The sequence below is a fragment of the Bradyrhizobium liaoningense genome (assembly GCF_018130785.1).
In the GTDB taxonomy this organism is placed as follows: Bacteria; Pseudomonadota; Alphaproteobacteria; order Rhizobiales; family Xanthobacteraceae; genus Bradyrhizobium; species Bradyrhizobium liaoningense_A.
In genome coordinates this window covers 58,862-78,762 of the sequence record NZ_JAFCJT010000002.1, presented here as the reverse complement: position 1 = coordinate 78,762, position 19,901 = coordinate 58,862, and the positions used below count along the sequence as shown (strand labels likewise).

The following is a 19,901-nucleotide window of genomic DNA, read 5'->3' as shown; positions in this document are numbered from 1 at the left end:
GTTTTGCGCCGCAACCGGCGGCGCGACCTTAGCCAGCCAGTCCCTTCATGCGGGCCAGGGCCGATTTGGCGAAATCCCGGGTCAATTCGGCCGCGGGGACCTCACGGCCCAGGGCCACGGCCTGGCCGGCCCAGAGATTGGTGAAATCCACCCTGCCCTGCTTTTCGGCAGCCGCCTTCAGCGGCCCCAGCGCGGTCGCGGCATGGGGAAACGGCGGCGCCTCGGGCGAGATCGGGCCGGCTTCGCGCATCAGGCGGTTCTGGACGCCGCGCGCCGGACGCCCGGTCATGACATTGGTGATGACGGTGGAATCGTCCCGCGCTTCAGCCAGCGCCTTGCGCCCGCCCGCGCTCACCTTGGATTCCGGGCAGCGCAGATAGGCACTGCCGATCTGCACGCCGGATGCGCCGAGCGCGAAGGCCGCGGCGATGCTGCGCCCGTCGGCGATACCACCGGCCGCGATGACAGGCACCTTCACGGCGTCGGCGACCTGCGGTACCAGCGCAAAGGTGCCGGGCTGCTCGGAGATCTTGTCGGTCAGGAACATGCCGCGATGCCCACCCGCCTCGGCGCCTTGCGCAATGACGGCATCGACGCCACGCTCTTCCAGCCAGACTGCTTCCTTCACCGTCGTGGCGGACGAGATGACGAGGCAGCCGGCCGCCTTGACGCGCTTGAGCAGCGCCTGCTCCGGCAGGCCGAAATGAAAGCTGACGATCTCCGGCTTCAGCTCCTCGACGACCTCACAGAAGGCGGCGTCGAACGGCGCACGGTTCGCAGCGTTGATGGGCGCGGCGGGATCGAGGCCGTGCTCGGCGTAATAGCCCGCGAGCCGCTGCTTCCATCGCGCTTCGGCTTCAGCCGTGAGGTCGACCGGCGTGTGGCAGAAGAAGTTCATGTTCACCGGCGACTTCACCCGCTGGCGAATGATGTTGACCTGTTCGCGCGCCTTCTCCGGCGACAGCATCGCGCTCGGCAGCGAGCCGAGCCCGCCGCCCTCTGCCACGGCGATCACCAGTTCGGCATCCATCACACCGGCCATCGGCGCCAGCACGATCGGGAATTCGGTCTTGAAGAGATCGATCAGTCGACGGTCAGGCCACATAATTCTTGCCTCATGTTCGCTCTTCCCTCTCCCCTTGTGGGAGAGGGTGGATCGCCGCGCAGCGGCGAGACGGGTGAGAGGTTTGCATCCGCGGAGACAGACCCCTCATCCGGCGCGGATTGCATCCGCGCCACCTTCTCCCACAAGGGGAGAAGGAAAAGAAGAAACCGAGTTGCGTCGCCCGGCAAGAAGCTGCTCCGCCTCGATCGCAATCCGCTCCACGATCTCGGCCGCCGGTGCAATATCATGAATCAATCCGACCGCCTCGCCCGCGATCACGGCCGCGACGTCGAAATTGCCGGCGGCCTTTGCCGCAACATAGTCCGTCGCAACTGCGGCGACATTCTGCATCAGCTCGACCTCGCGACCGATCCAGCGTCTGGCGTGATCGTTGACCAGACATCTTCCCGTGAACGGCGCCGGCCAGACATTGTTGCGTGAGAGATCGAAGATGATACCGCGCACGGTCGAGCCGCTGTTCGCTGCGCAAATGCGCCGCTTGGCTTCCTCCGCGCCGTCGGCCTCCTGGCTCGCATAGAAGCGTGTGCCGAGCAGCACGCCGCTTGCCCCCAGCATCATCATGGCAGCAAGCCCGCGCCCGTCGGCGATGCCGCCGGCCGCGACGACAGGCACACGGCTCGCGGCGAGGTCAACGATGGCGGGCACAAGATCGACGGTGGTACGGGAGGCACCATGACCACCCGCCTCCGTCCCCTGCGCGATTAGGATGTCGGCCCCGGCATCGAGCGCCTGCCGCGCCATCGCCTCGTCCTGCACCTGGCAGATCAGGCGCGCGCCGGCGGATTTGATCTTGAGCGCGAACGGCGCGGGATCTCCGAAGGACAACATGATCGCGGACGGCTTTGCGGCGAGCGCCACGTCGAGAAGCTCGGGCCTCTTGGCCAGGCTCCAGGTGATGAAGCCGATCCCGAACGGCGCATGTAATCCGGCGAGCTTGGCGGTCTCCTGCTCCAGCCACGCCCTCTCTCCATAGCCGCCGCCCAGAATGCCAAAACCGCCGGCGCGGCTCACGGCCGTCACCAGCCGGCTGCCGGCGACGATATCCATTGGCGCCAGCAGGACGGGATGCGTGATCTCCAGCAGCGTGGTCAGCGATGTCGCAATCGGCATGGCTCCCTCCCCATCTGGACAGGAACACTAGGCGCGAGTAGCATTCTCGAAAAATGAATTCTAGCGAACGCTGCCATCACAAAAGCGAAACGACGCCATGGAACTCAGCGATATCCAGACCTTCGCCGCGGTCGCCCGCACCGGCGGCATCACCCGCGCAGCGGAAGAGCTCAACACGGTCCAGTCCAACGTCACCCAGCGCGTGAAGGCGCTGGAAGCCGAGATCGGAACGCCGCTGTTCGAACGCCACAGCCGCGGCATGACGCTGACGGGCGCCGGCAAGCGTCTTCTCCCCTACGCACAGCGGATGGCGGCGCTATCACGGGAGGCCGTGCTCGCCGCGCGTGACGATGGCGAGCCGAAGGGGCCGCTCGCGATCGGTTCGATGGAGACGACGGCAGCCGTGCGGTTGCCGCCCCTCCTCGCCGATTTCCACCGCAACTTCCCGGCCGTACGCCTCTTCTTGCGCACCGCAACGACGGCCGATCTCGTCGCGGGCGTGCTCGAAGGCACGCTCGACGGCGCCTTCGTCGCGGGCCCCATCGCACATGCCGACCTCACTGCGACGAGTGCGTTTCGCGAAGAGCTGGTGCTGGTCAGCGCGCGGCGCTGGACCTCGCTCGCCGAGCTGCGCGCCGGCACGCCGGAGTCCGGTCCGACCGCGCTGGTGTTCCGCACCGGCTGCACCTACCGCCAGCGTCTCGAACAGATCTTTGTCGAGTTCGGCTGGCCCTCGGCGGCGCGCCTCGAGCTCGGCACGCTCGACGGCATGATCGGCTGCGTCGCCGCCGGCATGGGCGTGACGCTGCTGCCGCGCGCCGTGGTCGAACGCAGCGCGATGGCCGGCAGCGTGTCGATCCACGCGCTGGGCCCGTCACACGCGCGCGTCGAGACGCTCTTCATCCAGCGTAGCGCCGGACATCAATACAGCGCGCTTCAAGGTTTCATGTCCTGCCTGAAGAAAGACAACGACGTCATCGCGGCCTGAGATACCAGCGCCGGAGCGCCACCACCGCCCAGATCGCCTCGACCAGCCCAAATGGCCAGGCGCCTTGCAGGAAGCCGTAAGCCGAGCCGAGCGCGCAGGACACCGCGAACAGCAGCACGAACCAATGGCTGCGATCCTCCAGGGCATAGCAGACCAGCATCGCCGTCACGGCAAACAGGCCGAATAGTGTCAGTGCATCCATGTTCCGGGTTCACTCCGCAGCGCGACGCGTGATAAGCGCTAGTCCCATGCCGGCTCTTATCCTGCCCCTGATCGATGCTGCAACCCACTGGCCCGAACGCGGCGGGTTGGTCGGCCTTGACCTCGGCACCAAGACCATTGGTGTTGCCGTGTCCAATCCGGACCGGCGCATCGCGACGGGCGTCGAGACCATCCAGCGCAAGGCGTTCAAGCAGGATGCCGCCCGGCTGCTCGCGATCGCGGCCGAGCGCAAGGCGGTCGGCTTCGTGCTCGGCCTCCCCATCAACATGGACGGCAGCGAGGGCCCGCGGGCGCAATCGACCCGCGCCTTCGCCCGCAACCTTGCCGGGCTGACCACACTCCCCATCGGCCTCTGGGACGAGCGTCTGTCGACCGCCGCGGTCGAGCGCGAACTGATCGGCATGGACGTCAGCCGCGCCAAGCGCGCCGAGGTGATCGACGAGCACGCCGCGATCTTCATCCTGCAAGGCGCGCTCGACCGTCTCGCCAATCTTCGCGCGGCATTGGGCTGATCCATGGCCGTCGTGATCGCGGCGCTGCTGCCGGTCTTCATCCTCATCGTGCTCGGCGTGGTGCTCAGGCACACCCTGATGCGGCTCGACACGCAATGGCACGGGCTGGAGCGGCTGACCTATTTCGTGCTGTTCCCGATGCTGCTGATCCAGACACTGGTGAAGGCCGACCTCTCCAGGGTGCCGGTCGCCGGCGTCGGCGGCGCGCTGCTGCTGTCGGTGCTCGCGATGTCGCTGCTCTGCCTCGCGCTCCGCCCGGTGCTCGCGCGGCTCGACATCGACGGTCCCGCCTTCACCTCGATCTTCCAGGGCGCGACGCGCTGGCAGACCTATGTCGCGCTCTCCGTCTCCGCCAACATGTTCGGCGATGTCGGACTGGCGCTGGCCTCCGTGGCGATGGTCGCGATCATTCCGCTGGTCAACGTGTTCAGCGTCGCCGTGCTCGCGCACTATGCATCGCCCGAGAAGCAATCGGCGCGCGCCATCGTCATGACGGTGATCCGCAATCCCCTGATCTGGGCCTGCGTGATCGGCCTCTTCATCAACGTCATTCATCTGCCGCTGCCCAAGATATGGCATGATGTGGCGGACGCGCTGAGCCGGTCCTCGCTCGCCATCGGCCTGCTCGTGACCGGCGCCGGCCTGCAGCTCAACGGCCTGCTCCGCCCGAGCGTGAGCGCAACCATCGGCGTGGCGTTCAAGCTGGCGCTGATGCCCGTGCTCGCGCTGGCGCTCGCCGCCTGGTTCGGGCTCTCGGGCGACAGCCTGGCGATCGTCGCGATCTGCGCGGCGGTGCCGACCTCCCCCAGCGCCTACGTGCTGGCCCGCCAGATGGGCGGCGATGCGCCGCTGCTGGCGCAGATCATCACGCTGCAGACGATCTTGGCGGCGATCACGATGCCGGTCGCGATCGCGCTGGTGGCCTAAAACTCGTCATTGGTGCGCACCTCCCTCGCCTCGTCATTGCGAGGAGCTCGTGACAAAATTGCGAAGCAATTTTGCACTGATGCGACGAAGCAATCCAGACTATCTCTGCGGGACGATTCTGGATTGCTTCGCTGCGCTCGCAATGACGGAGTGTGAGGCCTCAGCTCCCCAGCCACATCGTCAGCACCACCGCCGTCAGATTGTTCAGCGCGTGAAGCACGATGGTGAGCCAGAGCGAGTTGGCGCGATAGCGCATGTAGCCGAACCACAGGCCGATGGAGAAGACCTCGGCGAGGAAGTACATGTCGTACTGCAGATGCACGACCGTCCACACCAGTGACGACAGGATGATCGCGCCGGGCACGCGCAGGAAGCTCGCCGACCAGCCGCGAAACAGGAAGCCGCGTGCCAAAACCTCTTCCGACATCGGCGCAGCGACACTGAACGCGAACAGCAGCATCACAGCCGCGCCCTTGTCGCGGCCGGATTTCAACAGATCGGTCATGAAGCCCGGCGTCGCCTCGCGGCCCAGGCTCCGCGACATCGTCTCCCAGGCGACCACGATCAGGACAAGCCCGATGGCGCCGAACAACATTTGCTTCCAGGACGGCCAATGCAGCGCGAGGTAGTCGACGAACGAGGCCTTCTTGATGCGGATGGCGAGCCACACCGCAGCCAGCGTCGCCGGCAGGCCCATGGTCACCGACAGCGCGAGCGCCGCGGGCTCGCGACCGACCCGCTGTATCGACATCAGGTCGACGGCGTCGCCACGGTCCCAGGCCAGATAGAGGATGGCACCGACCTGGCCGAGAAACATCGCGACGAAGATGAGCAGGCCCCACACCGCCGTGCCCCAGAATTTCCAGACGCGCGCGTCGACCGCGGGCGTCACGGTGAGCGGCGGGAGATCGGGATTGAGGGAATCCATTCAAGCGCTTTCGTTGGGACAGCACCGTCAATCCGGGGCCATTCGCACGACGATCTACTTCGTTCGCGGCGGAATCGGGAAATCATAGGCCGCCCCGCCCGCCCCCGGCAGGGAAAAATGCCACCACTCCTTCGCATAGTTCACAAAGCCTTGCTTCGCCATCGCAGCCACCAGCCGCTTGCGCCAGGCGCGCTGGTCCGGATTGATTGACGGTGCTGCGGTATGCCCCTTCGCGTCGGTGCAGTCGTAGCCCGTGCCCATGTCGACGCTGCCCTCCGGCAATCGTGCCTCGACCGGCGCCGTGCAATCGGCATAGGTTTTCGACGGGTCGTATCTGGCGGAATTGTCAGCCTTGAGATCGACCAGCGTGAGATCGAGCGCCGCGCCCATGGAATGCTGCGAGCGGCTCGCGATGTAGCCGAGGCGGAACAGCTCGGTCTTCGGGATTTTCGGATTGTAGCGCCGCTCCGCCGCCGTCTCGTGGCCGTTCTGCGACCACCTCACCATGTCGAGCGAGGCCCGCGCCGGCCGGTAGCAGTCGAACATCTTCAGCGACAGGCCTTGCGCCGCCAGCTCCTGCTGGACCGCCTTCAACCGCACCCCCACCTCCCGCTTCACCACGCATTCGCCCGCGCCGTAGCCGGCGAGCGGGCGGCCGACGAAATTGTTCGAGCTGGCGTAGCGGATGTCCTGGATGATGCCGGGATCGATGTCGCGCAAATAGACGAAACCGCCGGGGAGCGATTGGGCGTGGGCACCGCTGATCATCATTGCGGCCAGAAGAGTTGTCGCCTTTATTTTCATCAGTGGCCCCGCATCGTCATGGCCGGGTTTATCCCGGCCATCCACGTCCTTTTTCATTCAAATGCGATAGAAGATCGTGGATGCCCGGGACAAGCCCGGGCATGACGGAGATCGACGATTGGGCCCGTCGGCGAAACCGACAGATCAGGGGATAACTCCCCACCCCGGCATTGGCCCTTGCCCCCCCAGCCATCCGCGCCTATAGCTCTCGCTTTAATGACATCGAAATCGACCTTCGTCCTCGGCCACCGGCATTTGCTGGGCATCGAGGGCCTTTCCGCGGCCGACATCACCGGCCTCCTCGACCTGTCCGAAGAATATGTCGAGCTCAACCGTCAGGTTGACAAGAAGCGCACCGTCCTGCGTGGACGGACGCAGGTGAACCTGTTCTTCGAGGCCTCGACCCGGACCCAGTCCTCGTTCGAGCTCGCCGGCAAACGGCTGGGCGCGGACGTCATGAACATGTCGGTCTCCTCCTCGTCCATAAAAAAGGGCGAGACGCTGGTCGACACCGCGATGACGCTGAACGCCATGCACCCGGATATCCTGGTGGTGCGCCATCACGCGTCCGGCGCGGTGGAACTGCTGGCGCGCAAGGTCGACGGTTCCGTGATCAATGCCGGCGATGGCGCGCACGAACATCCGACGCAGGCGCTGCTCGACGCGCTGACGATCCGTCGCAACAAGGGCCGGATCGAGGGGCTCGTCATCGCAATCTGCGGCGACGTGCTGCATTCGCGCGTCGCCCGCTCCAACATCATCCTGCTCAACACCATGGGCGCCCGCGTCCGCGTCGTCGCCCCCTCCACCCTGCTGCCGCCCGGCATCGAGCGGATGGGGGTCGAGGTCGCACGCGACATGCGCGAGGGGCTCAACGGCGCCGATATCGTCATGATGCTTCGGCTCCAGCGCGAGCGCATGAACGGCTCGTTCGTGCCGTCGACCTCCGAATATTTCAACTATTTCGGACTCGACCAGAAGAAGCTCGCTTACGCCAAGCCGGACGCTCTCGTGATGCATCCCGGTCCGATGAATCGCGGCGTCGAGATCGACACCGCGGTCGCCGACGGCGCGCAGTCCCTGATCCGCGAACAGGTGGAGATGGGCGTGGCCGTACGTATGGCGGTGCTGGAAGCGCTCGCCCGTAACCTGCCGAACGCGTGATGCCGATGCTGACCGACCGCCGCCCGATCCTGCTCGCCAACGCCCGCGTCGTCGATCCCAGCAGGGATTTCGACGGCGTCGGCGACGTCCTCATCGCCGATGGCACCATCCGCGAGACGCGCCGCGGCATTGGCGCGGCCGGCGTCCCCGAGGGCACCGACATCGTCAACTGCTCCGGCAAGGTCGTGGCGCCCGGCCTGGTCGACATGCGGGCCTTTGTCGGCGAGCCCGGCTTCAGCCACCGCGAGACCTTTGCCTCCGCGAGCCAGGCGGCTGCGACCGGCGGCATCACCACCATCATCTGCCAGCCCGATACGTCTCCGGTGATCGATAACTCGGCCACCGTCGACTTCGTGATGCGCCGCGCCCGCGACACCGCGATCGTCAACATCCAGCCGATGGCCGCGCTGACCAAGGGGATGCGCGGCGAAGAGATGACCGAGTTCGGCCTCCTGAAAGCCGCCGGCGCGGTTGCCTTCAGCGACGGCGACAGAAGCGTGACCAATGCGCAGGTGATGCGCCGCGCGCTGACCTATGCCCGCGACTTCGACGCGCTGATCGTGCACCACACCGAGGACCCCGATCTGGTCGGCGAAGGCGTGATGAACGAAGGCGAGTTCGCCTCGCGGCTCGGCCTGATGGGCATTCCCAACGCGGCGGAGGCCGTGATGCTGGAACGCGACATGCGCCTCGTCGCACTGACCGGTGGCCGCTATCACGCGGCCTCGCTGTCCTGCATCGACTCCCTCGACGTGCTGAAGCGCGCCCGCGACGCCGGGCTCGCCGTCAGCGCCTCGGTCTCGATCAACCATCTTGCGCTGAACGAGAACGACATCGGTCCCTACCGTTCGTTCCTGAAACTGTCGCCGCCGCTGCGCACCGAGGACGACCGCCGCGCGCTGGTCGCTGCGATGGCCTCCGGCCTCGTCGACGTCATCATGTCCGACCACAATCCGCAGGACGTCGAGGTCAAGCGCCTGCCGTTCGCGGAGGCCGCACCCGGCGCCGTCGGTCTCGAGACCATGCTCCCTGCGGGCCTGCGCCTCGTGCACAATGGCGAGATGGAACTGAAGACGCTGATCAGGGCGATGTCGACGCGGCCCGCCGAGCTGCTCGGGCTGGCAGGCGGAACCCTGCGCGCAGGCGCGCCGGCGGATGTCATCGTGATCGACCCCGATGTGCCCTGGGTTGTCGATCCCGCCGATCTGAAGTCGCCCTGCAAGAACACCCCGTTCGACGAGGCCCGCTTTACAGGCCGCGTGGTGCGCACCATTGTCGGCGGGCGTACGGTGTACGAGCATGTCTGACGGGCAAATTCATGCGTGGCGTCGCGGTTCAGCATGGAGATGCGGCCATGGGGCTTGAAGCCTTCCTGCCGGTGGCCTTCGTCATCGGCTACCTCCTCGGCTCGATTCCGTTCGGGCTGATTCTGACCAGGCTCGCCGGCACGCAGGATATCCGCTCGATCGGCTCCGGAAGCATCGGCGCCACCAATGTGCTGCGCACGGGCCGCAAGAGCCTTGCCGCGGGCACCCTGCTGTTCGACGCGCTCAAGGGCACGGTAGCGGTGGTGATCGCCGGCTACATCGCGGGCCCCAACGCCGCCATGGTCGCCGGGCTCGGCGCCTTCCTCGGTCATCTCTTCCCGGTCTGGCTGAAGTTCAAAGGCGGCAAGGGCGTCGCCGTCTATATCGGCATTCTGCTCGGCCTGTTCTGGCCGGGCGCAATCGTGTTCTGCCTGATTTGGCTCGCCACCGCCTTCACCACCCGCTACTCCTCGCTCTCCGCGCTGGTGGCGTCGTTCATCACCCCGATATTCCTGTGGTGGTTCGGTCACCTCGCGCTCGCATCGCTGTTCGCGGTGCTGACGCTGCTGCTGTTCTACGCGCATCGCGAGAACATCAAGCGACTGCAATCGGGCAAGGAAAGCCGGATCGGCGAAAAGGCTTAAAGCCGGAAAAAGTCCGGATACCGCCGCAACCCCTCCGCATTATATGCCAAATCCTGTTCGCAACTCTCAGCCGACTCTCGGCTGGAGTGGCGAACAGGTTCCATGCCTGTCATCCTGACACAGAAGTGGCGTTACGCGGTTGCTCAGAATGAGCGAGAAGATTGTCGGCGCGCATGACGGGCCTGGTTCGCACGGTGCTTCCAGCACCGCGGCAAGCCGGCTGCTCTCGATGACCAATGTCTGGTCCGATGCGCCCTCGCCGCCTCCCGCGCCAGAGCCTGCTCCCGTTCCCCCGCGAGCGACCCAGCCTGCGCCCGTCGCGCAAGCCGTAGCTCGCGTCGAGATCGTGACCGCGGCCGCGCCGGTCGCACCCGCGCAGCCACGCTCCGACCAATGGCCTCCGCAAAAACTGTCGCTAGCCCTTCAGGGCGGCGGCACTTTTGCGGCCTTCACCTGGGGCGTGCTGGAGCGGCTGCTGGAAGAGCCGTCGATCGAGATCGACACCATCAGCGGCGCCAGCGCCGGCGCCATCAATGCGCTGCTGCTCGCCTCCGGCCTTGCCGAAGGCGGCCGTGAAGCGGCTCGCTCGCGGCTGAACCGGTTCTGGGTCCGGCTGATGCACGAGGCCTCGTTCCGCTCCTTGATGCTGGTCGGCGGATTCTCGCCGGCGGGAAGCTCGGTCGCGTTCGGTCCGACGCTGCGCTCCGGCCAGTTCGATCCGTTCGATCTCGATCCGCTGCGGCAGGCGCTGTCGCGCGACATCGATTTTGCCGCCTTGCGCGACGCGGCCTGCCCCAAACTGCTGATCGCCGCGACGCGAATTCGCGATGGGCAGCAGCAGATCTTCCGCAACGATTCCATCACCACCGACGTCGCGCTGGCCTCGACCTGTCCGCCCTTGGTTCACTGCGCCGTCGAGATCGACGGCGAGGCCTATTGGGATGGCGGCTTTGGCGGCAATCCGCCGCTGGTGCGCCTGGTGCAGGAATCGACGACCTCCGACGTGCTGCTGATTCAGGTCACGCCCACGCGCGACAGCTACGTGCCGATCACGCTCGCCGCGATCGACCGCAGGCTCGACCAGGTCGCAGCCAACGCCGCCCTCAACGCCGAGATCGCGGCGCTGGAATGGGCGCGAGCAACCGCTGCACCTTCGCTGCGGCTCTCCAGGATCGCGGCCGAAGACTCCGTCGAGGGACTTGCGCAACGCTCATCCACCGATCTCGGCCGCGGCTTCATTCGCACGCTGCACCGGAGCGGCCGCGAGGCCGCCGAGCGCTGGCTCGGGCAAGGCGCGACGGCGACTGATGCCCAACGCGCCCCTCCCGTTGCGGAGCCGGCGCTAGCCTGATTTCGCCAGCGCGTTCTCCAGGAACCAGGCGGACGCCAACGCCATCGGATCATTGCCGAAGCGCGCGATCACCTGCACGCCGATCGGCAAACCGCCGACCTTCAGCACCGGCACGTTGACGCAAGGATTGCCCATCAGCGTCCACACCCGGTTGTAGCGGGGCGAGCCGGTCGAGGCGAGCTCCTTGGCCGGCGCGGTGCCCGGCGCCGAATAGGTCAGCAGCACGTCAAACCCCTCGAACAGCTCGCCAAGCTCGCGGCGGCCACGGCGGGCGATGCGGCGTGCGTCATCATATTCCTTCGGCGTCAAGCCGACGGTCGCATCGAGGCTCTCGCGCAGCATCGGCGCGATCTCGTCGTGATGCTCCGAAAACTCCCAGGCGAGCGCGCGATGCGCCTCGAAATCCTGGATGATCGGGTGGATACGCCAGGCCTCCTGCACCGACTCGGGCAGATCGATGGCCTTCACGCTGGCACCGGCCTTCTCGGCCGCCTTGATCGCAGCCTGTAAGCCCTCCTCCGCCGCCGGCTCCACGGCCTCGGCAAACTCCTGCCGGACCACGCCGATGCGCGGCGCCTTCGCCGGGGCAATGCCGTCGAATTCGGTGCGCCTGGTAATCGCCAGCAGTCCGCGTGCGAGATCCTCCGCGCGACTGCCGAACAGACCCACCGTGTCGAGCGCCCACGAGTAGCACTTCACGCCGATGGTCGGCAGCATCCGGAACGACGGCTTGATCGCGGCAGCACCGCAATAGGCCGCCGGCCGGATCACCGAACCGCCGGTCTGGGTGCCCAGCGCCAGCGGGATCATGCCGGCGCCAACCGCGGCGGCCGAGCCCGAGGACGAGCCGCCCGGCGTATGGCCGGGATTGTGCGGATTGAGCGTCGGGGTCGGATCGCGCGAGGCGAACGCGGTCGTCGTGGTCTTGCCGATGATGGTGGCACCCGCCCGCTTCAGCATCATCACGACCGGCGCATCCGCGCGCGGCTGCCAGCCGCGATAGATCTCCGAGCCCATCTCGGTCGGCATGTTGGCGGTGTCGATGATGTCCTTGATGCCGACCGCGATGCCGCGCAGCGGGCCGGAGGCCTGCGCCTTCGCCGATTTGTCGTGCCGGACGAAGGCGCGGACGTCCTTCTCCTTGGCCTCGATCGCCGCGTGCGACTGGGCGATGGCGTCATCGGGCGAAAGCTTGCCCGCTTCAATGCGGCGCTGGAGGTCGGCGAGTGAGATCATGGCATCATCCTTTTTATTGGGATCGCTTTTAGCATCGGGGCGAGGTCGCGCAAGCGCACGTCACTGTTGCCCACGCCCTCAGGTTGTTCCATGCTGCCCCTGCAAGGAGACGCCGTGGACGCCATCAATCCGAGCGTAGAGCTGACCGAGGCTGAGCGGATCGACCGCCTGCGGCTGATCCGCTCCGACAATGTCGGACCGCGCACCTTCCGCTCGCTGGTCGATCATTTCGGCACCGCGCGTGAGGCGCTTGAGCGCCTGCCCGATCTGGCTCGCCGGGGCGGCGCGTCGCGGTCGGGGCGAATCTGTAGCGCGGATGAGGCGAAAGCCGAGCTCGCCGCAAGCCGCAAATTCGGTGTCGCCTGGCGGGCGCCCGGCGAGGTCGGCTATCCGGCGCGGCTGGCGATGATCGACGACGCGCCGCCGCTGCTCGCTGTGCGTGGCGACAACGCGACCTTGATGCGGCCGATGATCGCCATCGTCGGTTCGCGCAACGCCTCCGGCGCGGGCTTGAAATTCGCCGGCCAGCTCGCGCGCGAGCTTGGCGAGGCCGGCTTCATCATCATCTCCGGGCTCGCCCGTGGCGTCGACCAGGCCGCGCATCGCGCCAGCGTCGCGAGCGGCACGATCGCCGTGCTCGCCGGCGGACATGATTGCATCTATCCGCCCGAGCATGGCGATCTCCTCGCAGCAATCCTCGATCCCCGGGGCGCGGCGATCTCCGAGATGCCGCTCGGCCACGAGCCGCGCGCCCGCGACTTTCCCCGCCGCAACCGGCTGATCTCGGGCGCCGCGCTCGGCGTGATCGTGGTGGAGGCGGCGCACCGCTCGGGCTCGCTGATCACCGCGCGCATGGCGGCCGAACAGGGCCGCGAGGTGTTCGCGGTGCCCGGCTCGCCGCTCGACCCGCGCGCTGCCGGCACCAACGACCTGATCAAGCAGGGCGCAATGCTCGTCACCGAAGCGTCCGACATCATCAACGCTGTCGCCCCGATCATGGAGCGGCCGATCATGCATCCGGTGAGCGAGCCCGACAGCGAGCCGTTCGAGAGCGATCCGCAAGGACACGACCGCGACCAGATCACCGGCCTGCTCGGCCCTGCCCCCATCTCGATCGACGACCTCGTGCGGATGTCCGGCGCCTCGCCGGCGATCGTGCGCACTGTGCTGCTGGAGCTGGAGCTTGCGGGGCGCCTCGAACGCCACGGCGGCGGATTGGTGTCGCTTCTCTAGGTGTCGTTGCGCCGATCGAATTGCGTCCGTGCAGCCTCGATCTTCGTCAGATGGTCCATGGCCCACTGCCCGAGCGCCTTCACCGGCTGTTGCAAGCCGCGGCCGAGGTCTGTCAGCTCGTAATCGACACGCGGCGGAATGGTCGGGAAGATCGTCCGCGTGACGAGGCCGTCGCGCTCCAGCCCGCGCAGCGTCAGGGTCAGCATCCGCTGCGAGATGCCGCTGATCATGCGCTTCAGCTCATTGAAGCGCTTTGGCCCGTCGCTCAGGTTCATGATGACGAACACGCTCCATTTGTCGCCGACGCGTGACAGGACCGAAGCCACGCCGCGGCAGTCGGCATGATCAGGATCCGGCAGCCGTGGTGCAGGCAAATCGGTGTGTGCAGGTTTCAATGATGTGCCCATGGCCCAAAAAAGTGCGTTCTTGCGGGGATTTTGACAGTCACTCATGTAGTGCGGGTTACAAATCTATACCATGGGTGAATCCAATGAAACTCCTCCATATCGACTCCAGCGTTCTCGGCCCCCACTCCGTCTCCAGGCAGGTTTCCGCCGCCATCGTCGACCGCCTCAGGCAGGCGACGCCGTCGCTCAACCTCGTCTATCGCGATTTGACGCAGATCCCGCTCGCCCACCTCTCCGGCTCGCATCTGGCGGCCGCGCAAGGCGCGCCGGCGCCGGCGGAACTCGGACCCGACCTTGCCGCGAGCGCGGCGGTGCTGAACGAGTTCCTCGATGCCGACATCGTCGTGATCGGCGCGCCCATGTACAATTTTACGATCCCGAGCCAGCTCAAGGCCTGGATCGACCGCGTCCTCGTGGCAGGCAAGACCTTCAAATACGACGCGAATGGTCCGCAGGGCCTTGCCGGCAACAAGCGTGTGATCGTGGCGATCTCGCGTGGCGGCTATTACGGCCCGGGTACGCCCGCGGCATCGCTCGAGCATCTCGAAACCTATCTGCGCGGCGTGTTCGCGTTCATGGGCATCACGAGCCCCGAATTCATCGTCGCCGACGGCATCCAGGTCGGCCCCGAGCATCGTGAGAAGGCTCTGGCCGGCGCGCTTCAGGCTGCCACCAGCCTGCAGGCGGCGTAACACTTACGCCGACGCCAGCCGCTGCCGGAGACCGGCGGCGGCTGAGAGTTCGATTGAGCTTTAAAACCAGGCGCCCTGAACGCCAAGGATGACGGCCACGAGTGAAATGAACAGGCCGATGCCAGAGAAAAGTGCCACGCCGATCAGTTCGGACGTCTCGGAACTCTTGGCGGGAATGGCGGAACGTTCGGTGTAAATACGCGGTGCTGAAATCGACGAAAAAATGCGAGCTGCCTTTGGCATCACGGGCTCCATGAAAATGAGTCTTATGACCCTCTGCCCGTAGAAGGGTCTTGGCAGCGCAAGCGAAGGTTCAACGCCTCACGGAAGGTTCAGGGGAACACAGCCCGCGAGATGCAGCAACCGGTCGGCGCAAACCGCACCGACCGATTCAATTTTCGCAAACATTGATCAGCCGCGATAGATCGGCGCGCCCGCGGGAGAGGCAACCGCGCCACCATCGACGAAGATCTCCTGGCCCTGAATGTGGGCGGCATCATCCGACGCAAGGAACAGCACCGTCTTCGAGATGTGATCCGGTTCACCAATGCGCCCGAGCGGTGTCGACAACCCGATGCGCTTCTCGAACGCCTTCTCCGCTTCCGGCGTTGCGATCGCGGCGCCCCATATCGGCGTGCGGATCGCGCCGGGCGCGACGACGTTGACGCGAATCCCGCGCGGCGACAGTTCCGACGCCATGATCCGCGCCATCGCGCGCACACCGGCCTTGGCGGCGCCGTAGGCCGAATAGCCGGGAATGCCGAGGACAGAGATCACCGAGCCGTTGAGGATGATCGAGGCATTGTCGTTGAGATAGGGTAGCGCCGACTGCACCGTGAAGAACACGCCGGTGAGGTTGGTGCTGATGACCTTCTCGAAAACCTCCAGCGTCGCCGAACCGAGCGGCGTGCCACCGGGAATGCCGGCATTGGCAAACACGATGTCTAGCTTGCCGAATTTTTCGGCGCCCTTCTTGATCGCGGCTTCGGTGGCGGCAATGTCGGTGGCGTCGGCTGCGACCGCGAACCCGTTCGGGCCAAGCTCCTTCGCCGCGGCCTCCAGCGTCTCCTTGTTGCGCCCGGTGATGATCACCTTGGCGCCCTCGGCCACGAACAGCTTTGCCGTCGCCAGGCCAATGCCGCTATTGCCGCCCGTAATCAATGCCGTCTTGTTCTTCAGTCTCACGCTCGCCTCCAGTGGTTGCATAATAAAACTATGTTGCCATCTAGGGCATATGGTTTTATGATGCAACCACACAAGCGCGTGATCGGCGCCGAAATCGGGCGAACGCGACAGGACCAGGACGATGGTGAAACGAACGAGCTTCGAGGGCGATTCCTGCCCGATCGCGCGGTCACTGGAAGCGATCGGCGACTGGTGGTCCCTGCTGATCATCCGCGAGGCGCTGTTCGGGCTGCGCCGCTTCGGCGAGTTTCAGAGCAAGCTCGGCATGGCCAAGAACATCTTGTCGGCCCGGCTGCGCTCACTCGTGGACCACGGCATTCTCGCCACCGCCCCCGCCTCCGACGGCAGCGCCTATCAAGAGTATGTGCTGACGCCGAAGGGCCGCGGCACCTTTCCGATCCTGGTCGCGCTCCGGCAATGGAGCGAGGAATTCGACGATCACCCCGAGCAGATCGCGACCGTTCTCGTCGATCGCGAGAAAGGCCGCCCGATCCGGAAGCTCGAAATGCGCGCGGAGGATGGGCGATTGCTCACGCCCGCGGACACGATGGTGAAGCTACGGCCGCCGCCGCGCAGGCGGTCGGCGTGACGACGCACAACTGCCGCCACACCGTCATTGCGAGCGCAGCGAAGCAATCCAGGATTTCACCGCGGAGGGATTCTGGATTGCTTCGCTGCGCTCGCAATGACGACGTTGATGCGGCGTGCCTCCATATACCGCCGTCACCCTGAGGTGGCCGCTTCTTCAGCGGCCCTCGAAGGGCGACGGCCCGGCTGCGGCATCTCGGCCGCTCATCCTTCGAGGCTCGCTACGCGAGCACCTCAGGATAACGGATTGGATAGTAAGCCCCCCCCTCACGACAGCTTGCGCTTGCTCCGCAGCCGCAGATGCTCGTCGGCTTCCAGCTTGGTCATCCCCAGGAGATAATGCAGCACGTCGAGCTTGTGGCGCTCGGCGAGCTTGCGCAATGCCCCGACCTGTTCGGCAATGAAGGCGACCGCCTCATCGACGCCGCCCTCTCCCGGTTCCTCGTGGCGCGCGCCCGCCGGCGCGCCTGATGCGGCGCGCGCCCGTTTCTTTCCTGGCTTAGTCACCAGACCCCACCCGAATCCATGCCCCGGAGGACTCTACGCCGACATTGACCGCAACTCCAAGGTGGTATTTTGCAACTTTCTCGATATGAAACTTTTCCCATTCAAGGTGCTTTCAACACCCCTCGATTTGACAGCGAGGGCCTCACCACCCATGTTCGGGTCGAAACGGCCGATCCGAATCTCATCGAAAGCGGCTCGTAATTTCCCCGTAAGTTACTGGAACTACATGAATATCGTCATTGTGGAGTCGCCGGCGAAAGCCAAGACGATCAACAAATATCTGGGCTCGTCCTACGAGGTTCTGGCCTCGTTCGGCCATGTCCGCGACCTCCCGGCGAAGAACGGTTCCGTCGATCCGGATGCCAATTTCAAGATGATCTGGGAGGTCGACCCCAAGGCGGCCGGCCGGCTCAACGATATCGCCAAGTCCCTGAAGGGCGCCGACCGCTTGATTCTGGCGACCGACCCTGATCGCGAGGGCGAGGCCATCTCCTGGCACGTGCTGGAGGTGCTGAAGGAAAAGCGCGCGCTGAAGGATCAGAAGATCGAGCGCGTGGTGTTCAACGCCATCACCAAGCAGGCTGTCACGGACGCGATGAAGAATCCGCGCCAGATCGACGGCGCGCTGGTCGACGCCTACATGGCGCGCCGGGCGCTGGACTATCTGGTCGGCTTCACCCTCTCCCCCGTGCTCTGGCGCAAGCTGCCGGGCGCCCGCTCGGCCGGCCGCGTGCAGTCGGTGGCGCTGCGGCTGGTCTGCGACCGCGAGCTCGAAATCGAAAAGTTCGTGCCGCGCGAATATTGGTCGCTGATTGCGACCCTCTTGACGCCGCGCGGCGATGCCTTCGAGGCGCGTCTCGTCGGCGCCGACGGCAAGAAGATCCAGCGGCTCGACGTCGGTAGCGGCGCCGAAGCCGAGGATTTCAAGAAGGCGCTGGAAGTAGCCGCCTACACCGTGACCGCGGTCGACGCAAAACCGGCCCGGCGCAATCCGCAGGCGCCTTTCACCACCTCGACGCTCCAGCAGGAAGCCAGCCGCAAATACGGCTTTGCGCCGGCGCACACGATGCGCATCGCCCAGCGCCTTTATGAAGGCATCGACATCGGCGGCGAGACCACCGGACTCATTACTTATATGCGTACCGACGGCGTGCAGATCGATCCGTCCGCGATCACCCAGGCGCGCAAGGTGATTGGCGAGGATTACGGCAACGCCTATGTGCCGGAGGCCCCGCGCCAGTATCAGGCCAAGGCCAAGAACGCCCAGGAGGCGCACGAAGCGATCCGCCCGACCGACATGTCGCGCCGCCCGGACAGCATGAGCCGCAAGCTCGATGCCGACCAGGCGCGCCTCTATGAGCTGATCTGGAAGCGCACCATCGCGAGCCAGATGGAATCGGCCGAGCTCGAGCGCACCACCGTCGACGTCACCGCGAAGGCCGGCGGCCGCACGCTGGAGCTGCGGGCGACGGGTCAGGTCGTCAAGTTCGACGGCTTCCTCGCGCTCTATCAGGAAGGCCGCGACGACGAGGAGGACGAGGACTCCCGCCGCCTGCCGGCGATGAGCCCGAACGACGCGCTCAAGCGGCAGTCGCTCGCCGTCACCCAGCACTTCACCGAGCCGCCGCCGCGCTTCTCGGAGGCCTCGCTGGTCAAGCGGATGGAAGAGCTCGGCATCGGCCGGCCCTCGACCTATGCCTCGATCCTCCAGGTCCTGAAGGACCGCGGCTACGTCAAGCTCGAGAAGAAGCGCCTGCACGGCGAGGACAAGGGCCGCGTCGTGGTCGCGTTCCTCGAAAGCTTCTTTGCCCGCTATGTCGAATACGACTTCACCGCGGGTCTCGAAGAGCAGCTCGACCGCATCTCCAACAACGAGATCTCCTGGCAGCAGGTGCTGAAGGATTTCTGGACCGGCTTCATCGGCGCCGTCGACGAGATCAAGGACCTGCGCGTAGCCCAGGTGCTCGACGTGCTCGACGACATGCTGGGCCAGCACATCTATCCGCCCCGCGCCGATGGCGGCGATATCAGGCAGTGCCCGAGCTGCGGCAACGGCCGGCTGAATCTCAAGGCCGGCAAGTTCGGCGCCTTCGTCGGCTGCTCGAACTATCCGGAATGCCGTTACACCCGCCAGCTCGCCGCCGACAGCGAGACCACCGCCGACCGTTCGCTCGGCCAGGACCCTGATACGGGTCGCGATGTCTGGGTCAAGGCCGGCCGCTTCGGGCCCTACATCCAGCTCGGCGAGCAGAAGGATTATGAGGAAGGCGAGAAGCCGAAACGCGCAGGCATCCCGAAGGGCACCTCTCCGAGCGATGTCGAGCTCGAGCTTGCGCTGAAGCTGCTGTCGCTGCCGCGCGAGATCGGCAAGCATCCGGAGACCGGCCAGCCGATCACGGCGGGACTCGGCCGCTTCGGGCCGTTCGTGAAGCATGAGAAGACCTACGCCAGCCTGGAAAGCGGCGACGAGGTCTTCGACATCGGCCTCAACCGCGCCGTGACGCTGATCGCGGAAAAGGTCGCGAAGGGCCCGAGCCGCCGCTTCGGCGCCGACCCCGGCAAGGCGATCGGCGACCATCCGACACTCGGCACCGTCACGGTGAAGAGCGGCCGCTATGGCGCCTATGTCACGGCAGGCGGCGTCAACGCGACGATCCCTGCCGAGTTCGAAAAGGACACCGTCACGCTGCCGCAGGCGATCGCGCTGATCGACGAGCGCGCAGCCAAGGGCGGCGGCAAGAAGCCGAAGAAGGCGGCAAAGCCGGCCAAGGCCAAGAAGGCCTCGGAGAAGGCCGCGGACGGCGACGACGCCGCACCAAAGAAGAAGCCGGCCGCGAAGAAAGCGGCCAAAACCAAATCCGAATCCACCAGCAAGGCGCGCGCAGCCGTATCGTCGACCGCCAAGACGTCGCCGACCAAGGCAGCCGCTACCAAGGCTCCGGCCAAGAAGAGTGCCGGCAAGAATTAGAG

At 66.0% G+C, this 19,901-nt stretch carries 21 protein-coding genes; 11 read left to right on the top strand and 10 right to left on the bottom strand.

Annotated features, from left to right (window positions below; all coding sequences use genetic code 11):
- Nucleotides 1-28 precede the first annotated feature (28 nt).
- Together JQ627_RS05975 and JQ627_RS05970 are read right to left on the bottom strand one after the other, a co-directional pair.
- The gene (locus JQ627_RS05975) at nt 29-1,105 is read right to left on the bottom strand and encodes a nitronate monooxygenase family protein (RefSeq protein ID WP_212483252.1); all 1,077 of its coding nucleotides are present in this window, start codon (nt 1,103-1,105) and stop codon (nt 29-31) included.
- A 105-nt stretch (nt 1,106-1,210) separates the two neighbouring features.
- On the bottom strand, nt 1,211-2,236 hold the full coding sequence (locus JQ627_RS05970) for a nitronate monooxygenase family protein (RefSeq protein ID WP_212483251.1): 1,026 nt from the start codon (nt 2,234-2,236) through the stop codon (nt 1,211-1,213).
- A gap of 97 nt (nt 2,237-2,333) precedes the next feature.
- Between JQ627_RS05970 and JQ627_RS05965 the strand changes: the two genes are divergently transcribed.
- Complete coding sequence (locus tag JQ627_RS05965; RefSeq protein WP_212483250.1) at nt 2,334-3,224, top strand: LysR family transcriptional regulator; 891 nt, start codon at nt 2,334-2,336, stop codon at nt 3,222-3,224.
- On the opposite strand, the gene JQ627_RS05960 is transcribed toward JQ627_RS05965, so the two are convergent.
- Nucleotides 3,211-3,426, bottom strand: coding sequence for a hypothetical protein (locus tag JQ627_RS05960; RefSeq protein WP_212483249.1), 216 nt, complete (start codon nt 3,424-3,426; stop codon nt 3,211-3,213). The two genes, JQ627_RS05965 and JQ627_RS05960, sit on opposite strands and share 14 nt — an antisense overlap.
- Before the next feature lie 46 nt (nt 3,427-3,472).
- Here JQ627_RS05960 and ruvX point away from each other — a divergent pair, with 46 nt between their 5' ends.
- Both ruvX and JQ627_RS05950 read left to right on the top strand, forming a co-directional pair.
- On the top strand, nt 3,473-3,958 hold the full coding sequence (gene ruvX, locus JQ627_RS05955) for a Holliday junction resolvase RuvX (protein WP_212483248.1): 486 nt from the start codon (nt 3,473-3,475) through the stop codon (nt 3,956-3,958).
- A gap of 3 nt (nt 3,959-3,961) precedes the next feature.
- Nucleotides 3,962-4,885 carry an AEC family transporter gene (locus JQ627_RS05950; RefSeq protein ID WP_212483247.1) on the top strand — a complete coding sequence of 308 codons (924 nt, stop codon included), beginning with the start codon at nt 3,962-3,964 and terminating at the stop codon, nt 4,883-4,885.
- 160 nt (nt 4,886-5,045) lie between these two features.
- Here the strand turns inward: JQ627_RS05950 and JQ627_RS05945 are convergent, their stop codons facing one another.
- Both JQ627_RS05945 and JQ627_RS05940 read right to left on the bottom strand, forming a co-directional pair.
- Nucleotides 5,046-5,813 (bottom strand): CPBP family intramembrane glutamic endopeptidase, encoded by a 768-nt coding sequence (locus tag JQ627_RS05945; protein WP_212483246.1) that lies wholly within the window; start codon nt 5,811-5,813, stop codon nt 5,046-5,048.
- A 54-nt stretch (nt 5,814-5,867) separates the two neighbouring features.
- A complete protein-coding gene (locus JQ627_RS05940; protein ID WP_249142931.1) occupies nt 5,868-6,617 on the bottom strand; it encodes a M15 family metallopeptidase in 750 nt (249 codons plus the stop codon).
- 216 nt (nt 6,618-6,833) lie between these two features.
- On the opposite strand from JQ627_RS05940, the gene JQ627_RS05935 reads away from it, so the two are divergent.
- From JQ627_RS05935 to JQ627_RS05920, 4 genes are all read left to right on the top strand, one after another.
- Nucleotides 6,834-7,781, top strand: coding sequence for an aspartate carbamoyltransferase catalytic subunit (locus JQ627_RS05935; RefSeq protein WP_212483245.1), 948 nt, complete (start codon nt 6,834-6,836; stop codon nt 7,779-7,781).
- Nucleotides 7,782-7,786: 5 nt separating this feature from the next.
- Complete coding sequence (locus tag JQ627_RS05930; RefSeq protein WP_212484054.1) at nt 7,787-9,088, top strand: dihydroorotase; 1,302 nt, start codon at nt 7,787-7,789, stop codon at nt 9,086-9,088.
- 47 nt (nt 9,089-9,135) lie between these two features.
- Nucleotides 9,136-9,732 carry a glycerol-3-phosphate 1-O-acyltransferase PlsY gene (gene plsY, locus JQ627_RS05925; RefSeq protein WP_212483244.1) on the top strand — a complete coding sequence of 199 codons (597 nt, stop codon included), beginning with the start codon at nt 9,136-9,138 and terminating at the stop codon, nt 9,730-9,732.
- Between the two features lie 148 nt (nt 9,733-9,880).
- On the top strand, nt 9,881-11,083 hold the full coding sequence (locus tag JQ627_RS05920; protein ID WP_212483243.1) for a patatin-like phospholipase family protein: 1,203 nt from the start codon (nt 9,881-9,883) through the stop codon (nt 11,081-11,083).
- Here the strand turns inward: JQ627_RS05920 and JQ627_RS05915 are convergent.
- Nucleotides 11,075-12,319: an amidase gene (locus JQ627_RS05915; RefSeq protein ID WP_212483242.1), complete on the bottom strand. Its 1,245-nt coding sequence runs from the start codon at nt 12,317-12,319 to the stop codon at nt 11,075-11,077. The two genes, JQ627_RS05920 and JQ627_RS05915, sit on opposite strands and share 9 nt — an antisense overlap.
- A gap of 90 nt (nt 12,320-12,409) precedes the next feature.
- Here JQ627_RS05915 and dprA point away from each other — a divergent pair, with 90 nt between their 5' ends.
- A complete protein-coding gene (gene dprA / locus JQ627_RS05910) occupies nt 12,410-13,552 on the top strand; it encodes a DNA-processing protein DprA (protein WP_212483241.1) in 1,143 nt (380 codons plus the stop codon).
- On the opposite strand, the gene JQ627_RS05905 is transcribed toward dprA, so the two are convergent.
- A complete protein-coding gene (locus JQ627_RS05905) occupies nt 13,549-13,959 on the bottom strand; it encodes a helix-turn-helix domain-containing protein (RefSeq protein WP_212483240.1) in 411 nt (136 codons plus the stop codon). The genes dprA and JQ627_RS05905 overlap by 4 nt on opposite strands.
- An 83-nt stretch (nt 13,960-14,042) precedes the next feature.
- Here JQ627_RS05905 and JQ627_RS05900 point away from each other — a divergent pair, with 83 nt between their 5' ends.
- Complete coding sequence (locus JQ627_RS05900; RefSeq protein WP_212483239.1) at nt 14,043-14,651, top strand: FMN-dependent NADH-azoreductase; 609 nt, start codon at nt 14,043-14,045, stop codon at nt 14,649-14,651.
- 60 nt (nt 14,652-14,711) lie between these two features.
- Here the strand turns inward: JQ627_RS05900 and JQ627_RS05895 are convergent, their stop codons facing one another.
- Both JQ627_RS05895 and JQ627_RS05890 read right to left on the bottom strand, forming a co-directional pair.
- Nucleotides 14,712-14,894, bottom strand: a complete 183-nt coding sequence (locus JQ627_RS05895; protein WP_212483238.1) for a hypothetical protein — start codon at nt 14,892-14,894, stop codon at nt 14,712-14,714.
- A 168-nt stretch (nt 14,895-15,062) separates the two neighbouring features.
- Complete coding sequence (locus tag JQ627_RS05890; RefSeq protein ID WP_212483237.1) at nt 15,063-15,836, bottom strand: SDR family oxidoreductase; 774 nt, start codon at nt 15,834-15,836, stop codon at nt 15,063-15,065.
- Between the two features lie 121 nt (nt 15,837-15,957).
- Here JQ627_RS05890 and JQ627_RS05885 point away from each other — a divergent pair, with 121 nt between their 5' ends.
- A complete protein-coding gene (locus JQ627_RS05885) occupies nt 15,958-16,425 on the top strand; it encodes a helix-turn-helix domain-containing protein (protein ID WP_212483236.1) in 468 nt (155 codons plus the stop codon).
- A 266-nt stretch (nt 16,426-16,691) separates the two neighbouring features.
- Here the strand turns inward: JQ627_RS05885 and JQ627_RS05880 are convergent, their stop codons facing one another.
- Nucleotides 16,692-16,931, bottom strand: coding sequence for a hypothetical protein (locus tag JQ627_RS05880; protein ID WP_212483235.1), 240 nt, complete (start codon nt 16,929-16,931; stop codon nt 16,692-16,694).
- 226 nt (nt 16,932-17,157) lie between these two features.
- Between JQ627_RS05880 and topA the strand changes: the two genes are divergently transcribed.
- Nucleotides 17,158-19,899, top strand: a complete 2,742-nt coding sequence (topA, locus tag JQ627_RS05875) for a type I DNA topoisomerase (RefSeq protein WP_212483234.1) — start codon at nt 17,158-17,160, stop codon at nt 19,897-19,899.
- Nucleotides 19,900-19,901: the final 2 nt, after the last annotated feature.

Coding starts and splice junctions, on each gene's coding strand:
- JQ627_RS05940 (WP_249142931.1), bottom strand. CDS start 6,617: ATGAAAATAAAGGCGACAACTCTTCTGGCCGCAATGATGATCAGCGGT.
- JQ627_RS05915 (WP_212483242.1), bottom strand. CDS start 12,319: ATGATCTCACTCGCCGACCTCCAGCGCCGCATTGAAGCGGGCAAGCTT.
- JQ627_RS05930 (WP_212484054.1), top strand. CDS start 7,787: ATGCTGACCGACCGCCGCCCGATCCTGCTCGCCAACGCCCGCGTCGTC.
- JQ627_RS05970 (WP_212483251.1), bottom strand. CDS start 2,236: ATGCCGATTGCGACATCGCTGACCACGCTGCTGGAGATCACGCATCCC.
- JQ627_RS05950 (WP_212483247.1), top strand. CDS start 3,962: ATGGCCGTCGTGATCGCGGCGCTGCTGCCGGTCTTCATCCTCATCGTG.
- JQ627_RS05945 (WP_212483246.1), bottom strand. CDS start 5,813: ATGGATTCCCTCAATCCCGATCTCCCGCCGCTCACCGTGACGCCCGCG.
- JQ627_RS05885 (WP_212483236.1), top strand. CDS start 15,958: ATGGTGAAACGAACGAGCTTCGAGGGCGATTCCTGCCCGATCGCGCGG.
- JQ627_RS05895 (WP_212483238.1), bottom strand. CDS start 14,894: ATGCCAAAGGCAGCTCGCATTTTTTCGTCGATTTCAGCACCGCGTATT.
- topA (WP_212483234.1), top strand. CDS start 17,158: ATGAATATCGTCATTGTGGAGTCGCCGGCGAAAGCCAAGACGATCAAC.
- JQ627_RS05905 (WP_212483240.1), bottom strand. CDS start 13,959: ATGGGCACATCATTGAAACCTGCACACACCGATTTGCCTGCACCACGG.
- JQ627_RS05900 (WP_212483239.1), top strand. CDS start 14,043: ATGAAACTCCTCCATATCGACTCCAGCGTTCTCGGCCCCCACTCCGTC.
- dprA (WP_212483241.1), top strand. CDS start 12,410: ATGCTGCCCCTGCAAGGAGACGCCGTGGACGCCATCAATCCGAGCGTA.
- JQ627_RS05920 (WP_212483243.1), top strand. CDS start 9,881: ATGAGCGAGAAGATTGTCGGCGCGCATGACGGGCCTGGTTCGCACGGT.
- ruvX (WP_212483248.1), top strand. CDS start 3,473: ATGCCGGCTCTTATCCTGCCCCTGATCGATGCTGCAACCCACTGGCCC.
- plsY (WP_212483244.1), top strand. CDS start 9,136: ATGGGGCTTGAAGCCTTCCTGCCGGTGGCCTTCGTCATCGGCTACCTC.
- JQ627_RS05960 (WP_212483249.1), bottom strand. CDS start 3,426: ATGGATGCACTGACACTATTCGGCCTGTTTGCCGTGACGGCGATGCTG.
- JQ627_RS05965 (WP_212483250.1), top strand. CDS start 2,334: ATGGAACTCAGCGATATCCAGACCTTCGCCGCGGTCGCCCGCACCGGC.
- JQ627_RS05975 (WP_212483252.1), bottom strand. CDS start 1,105: ATGTGGCCTGACCGTCGACTGATCGATCTCTTCAAGACCGAATTCCCG.
- JQ627_RS05935 (WP_212483245.1), top strand. CDS start 6,834: ATGACATCGAAATCGACCTTCGTCCTCGGCCACCGGCATTTGCTGGGC.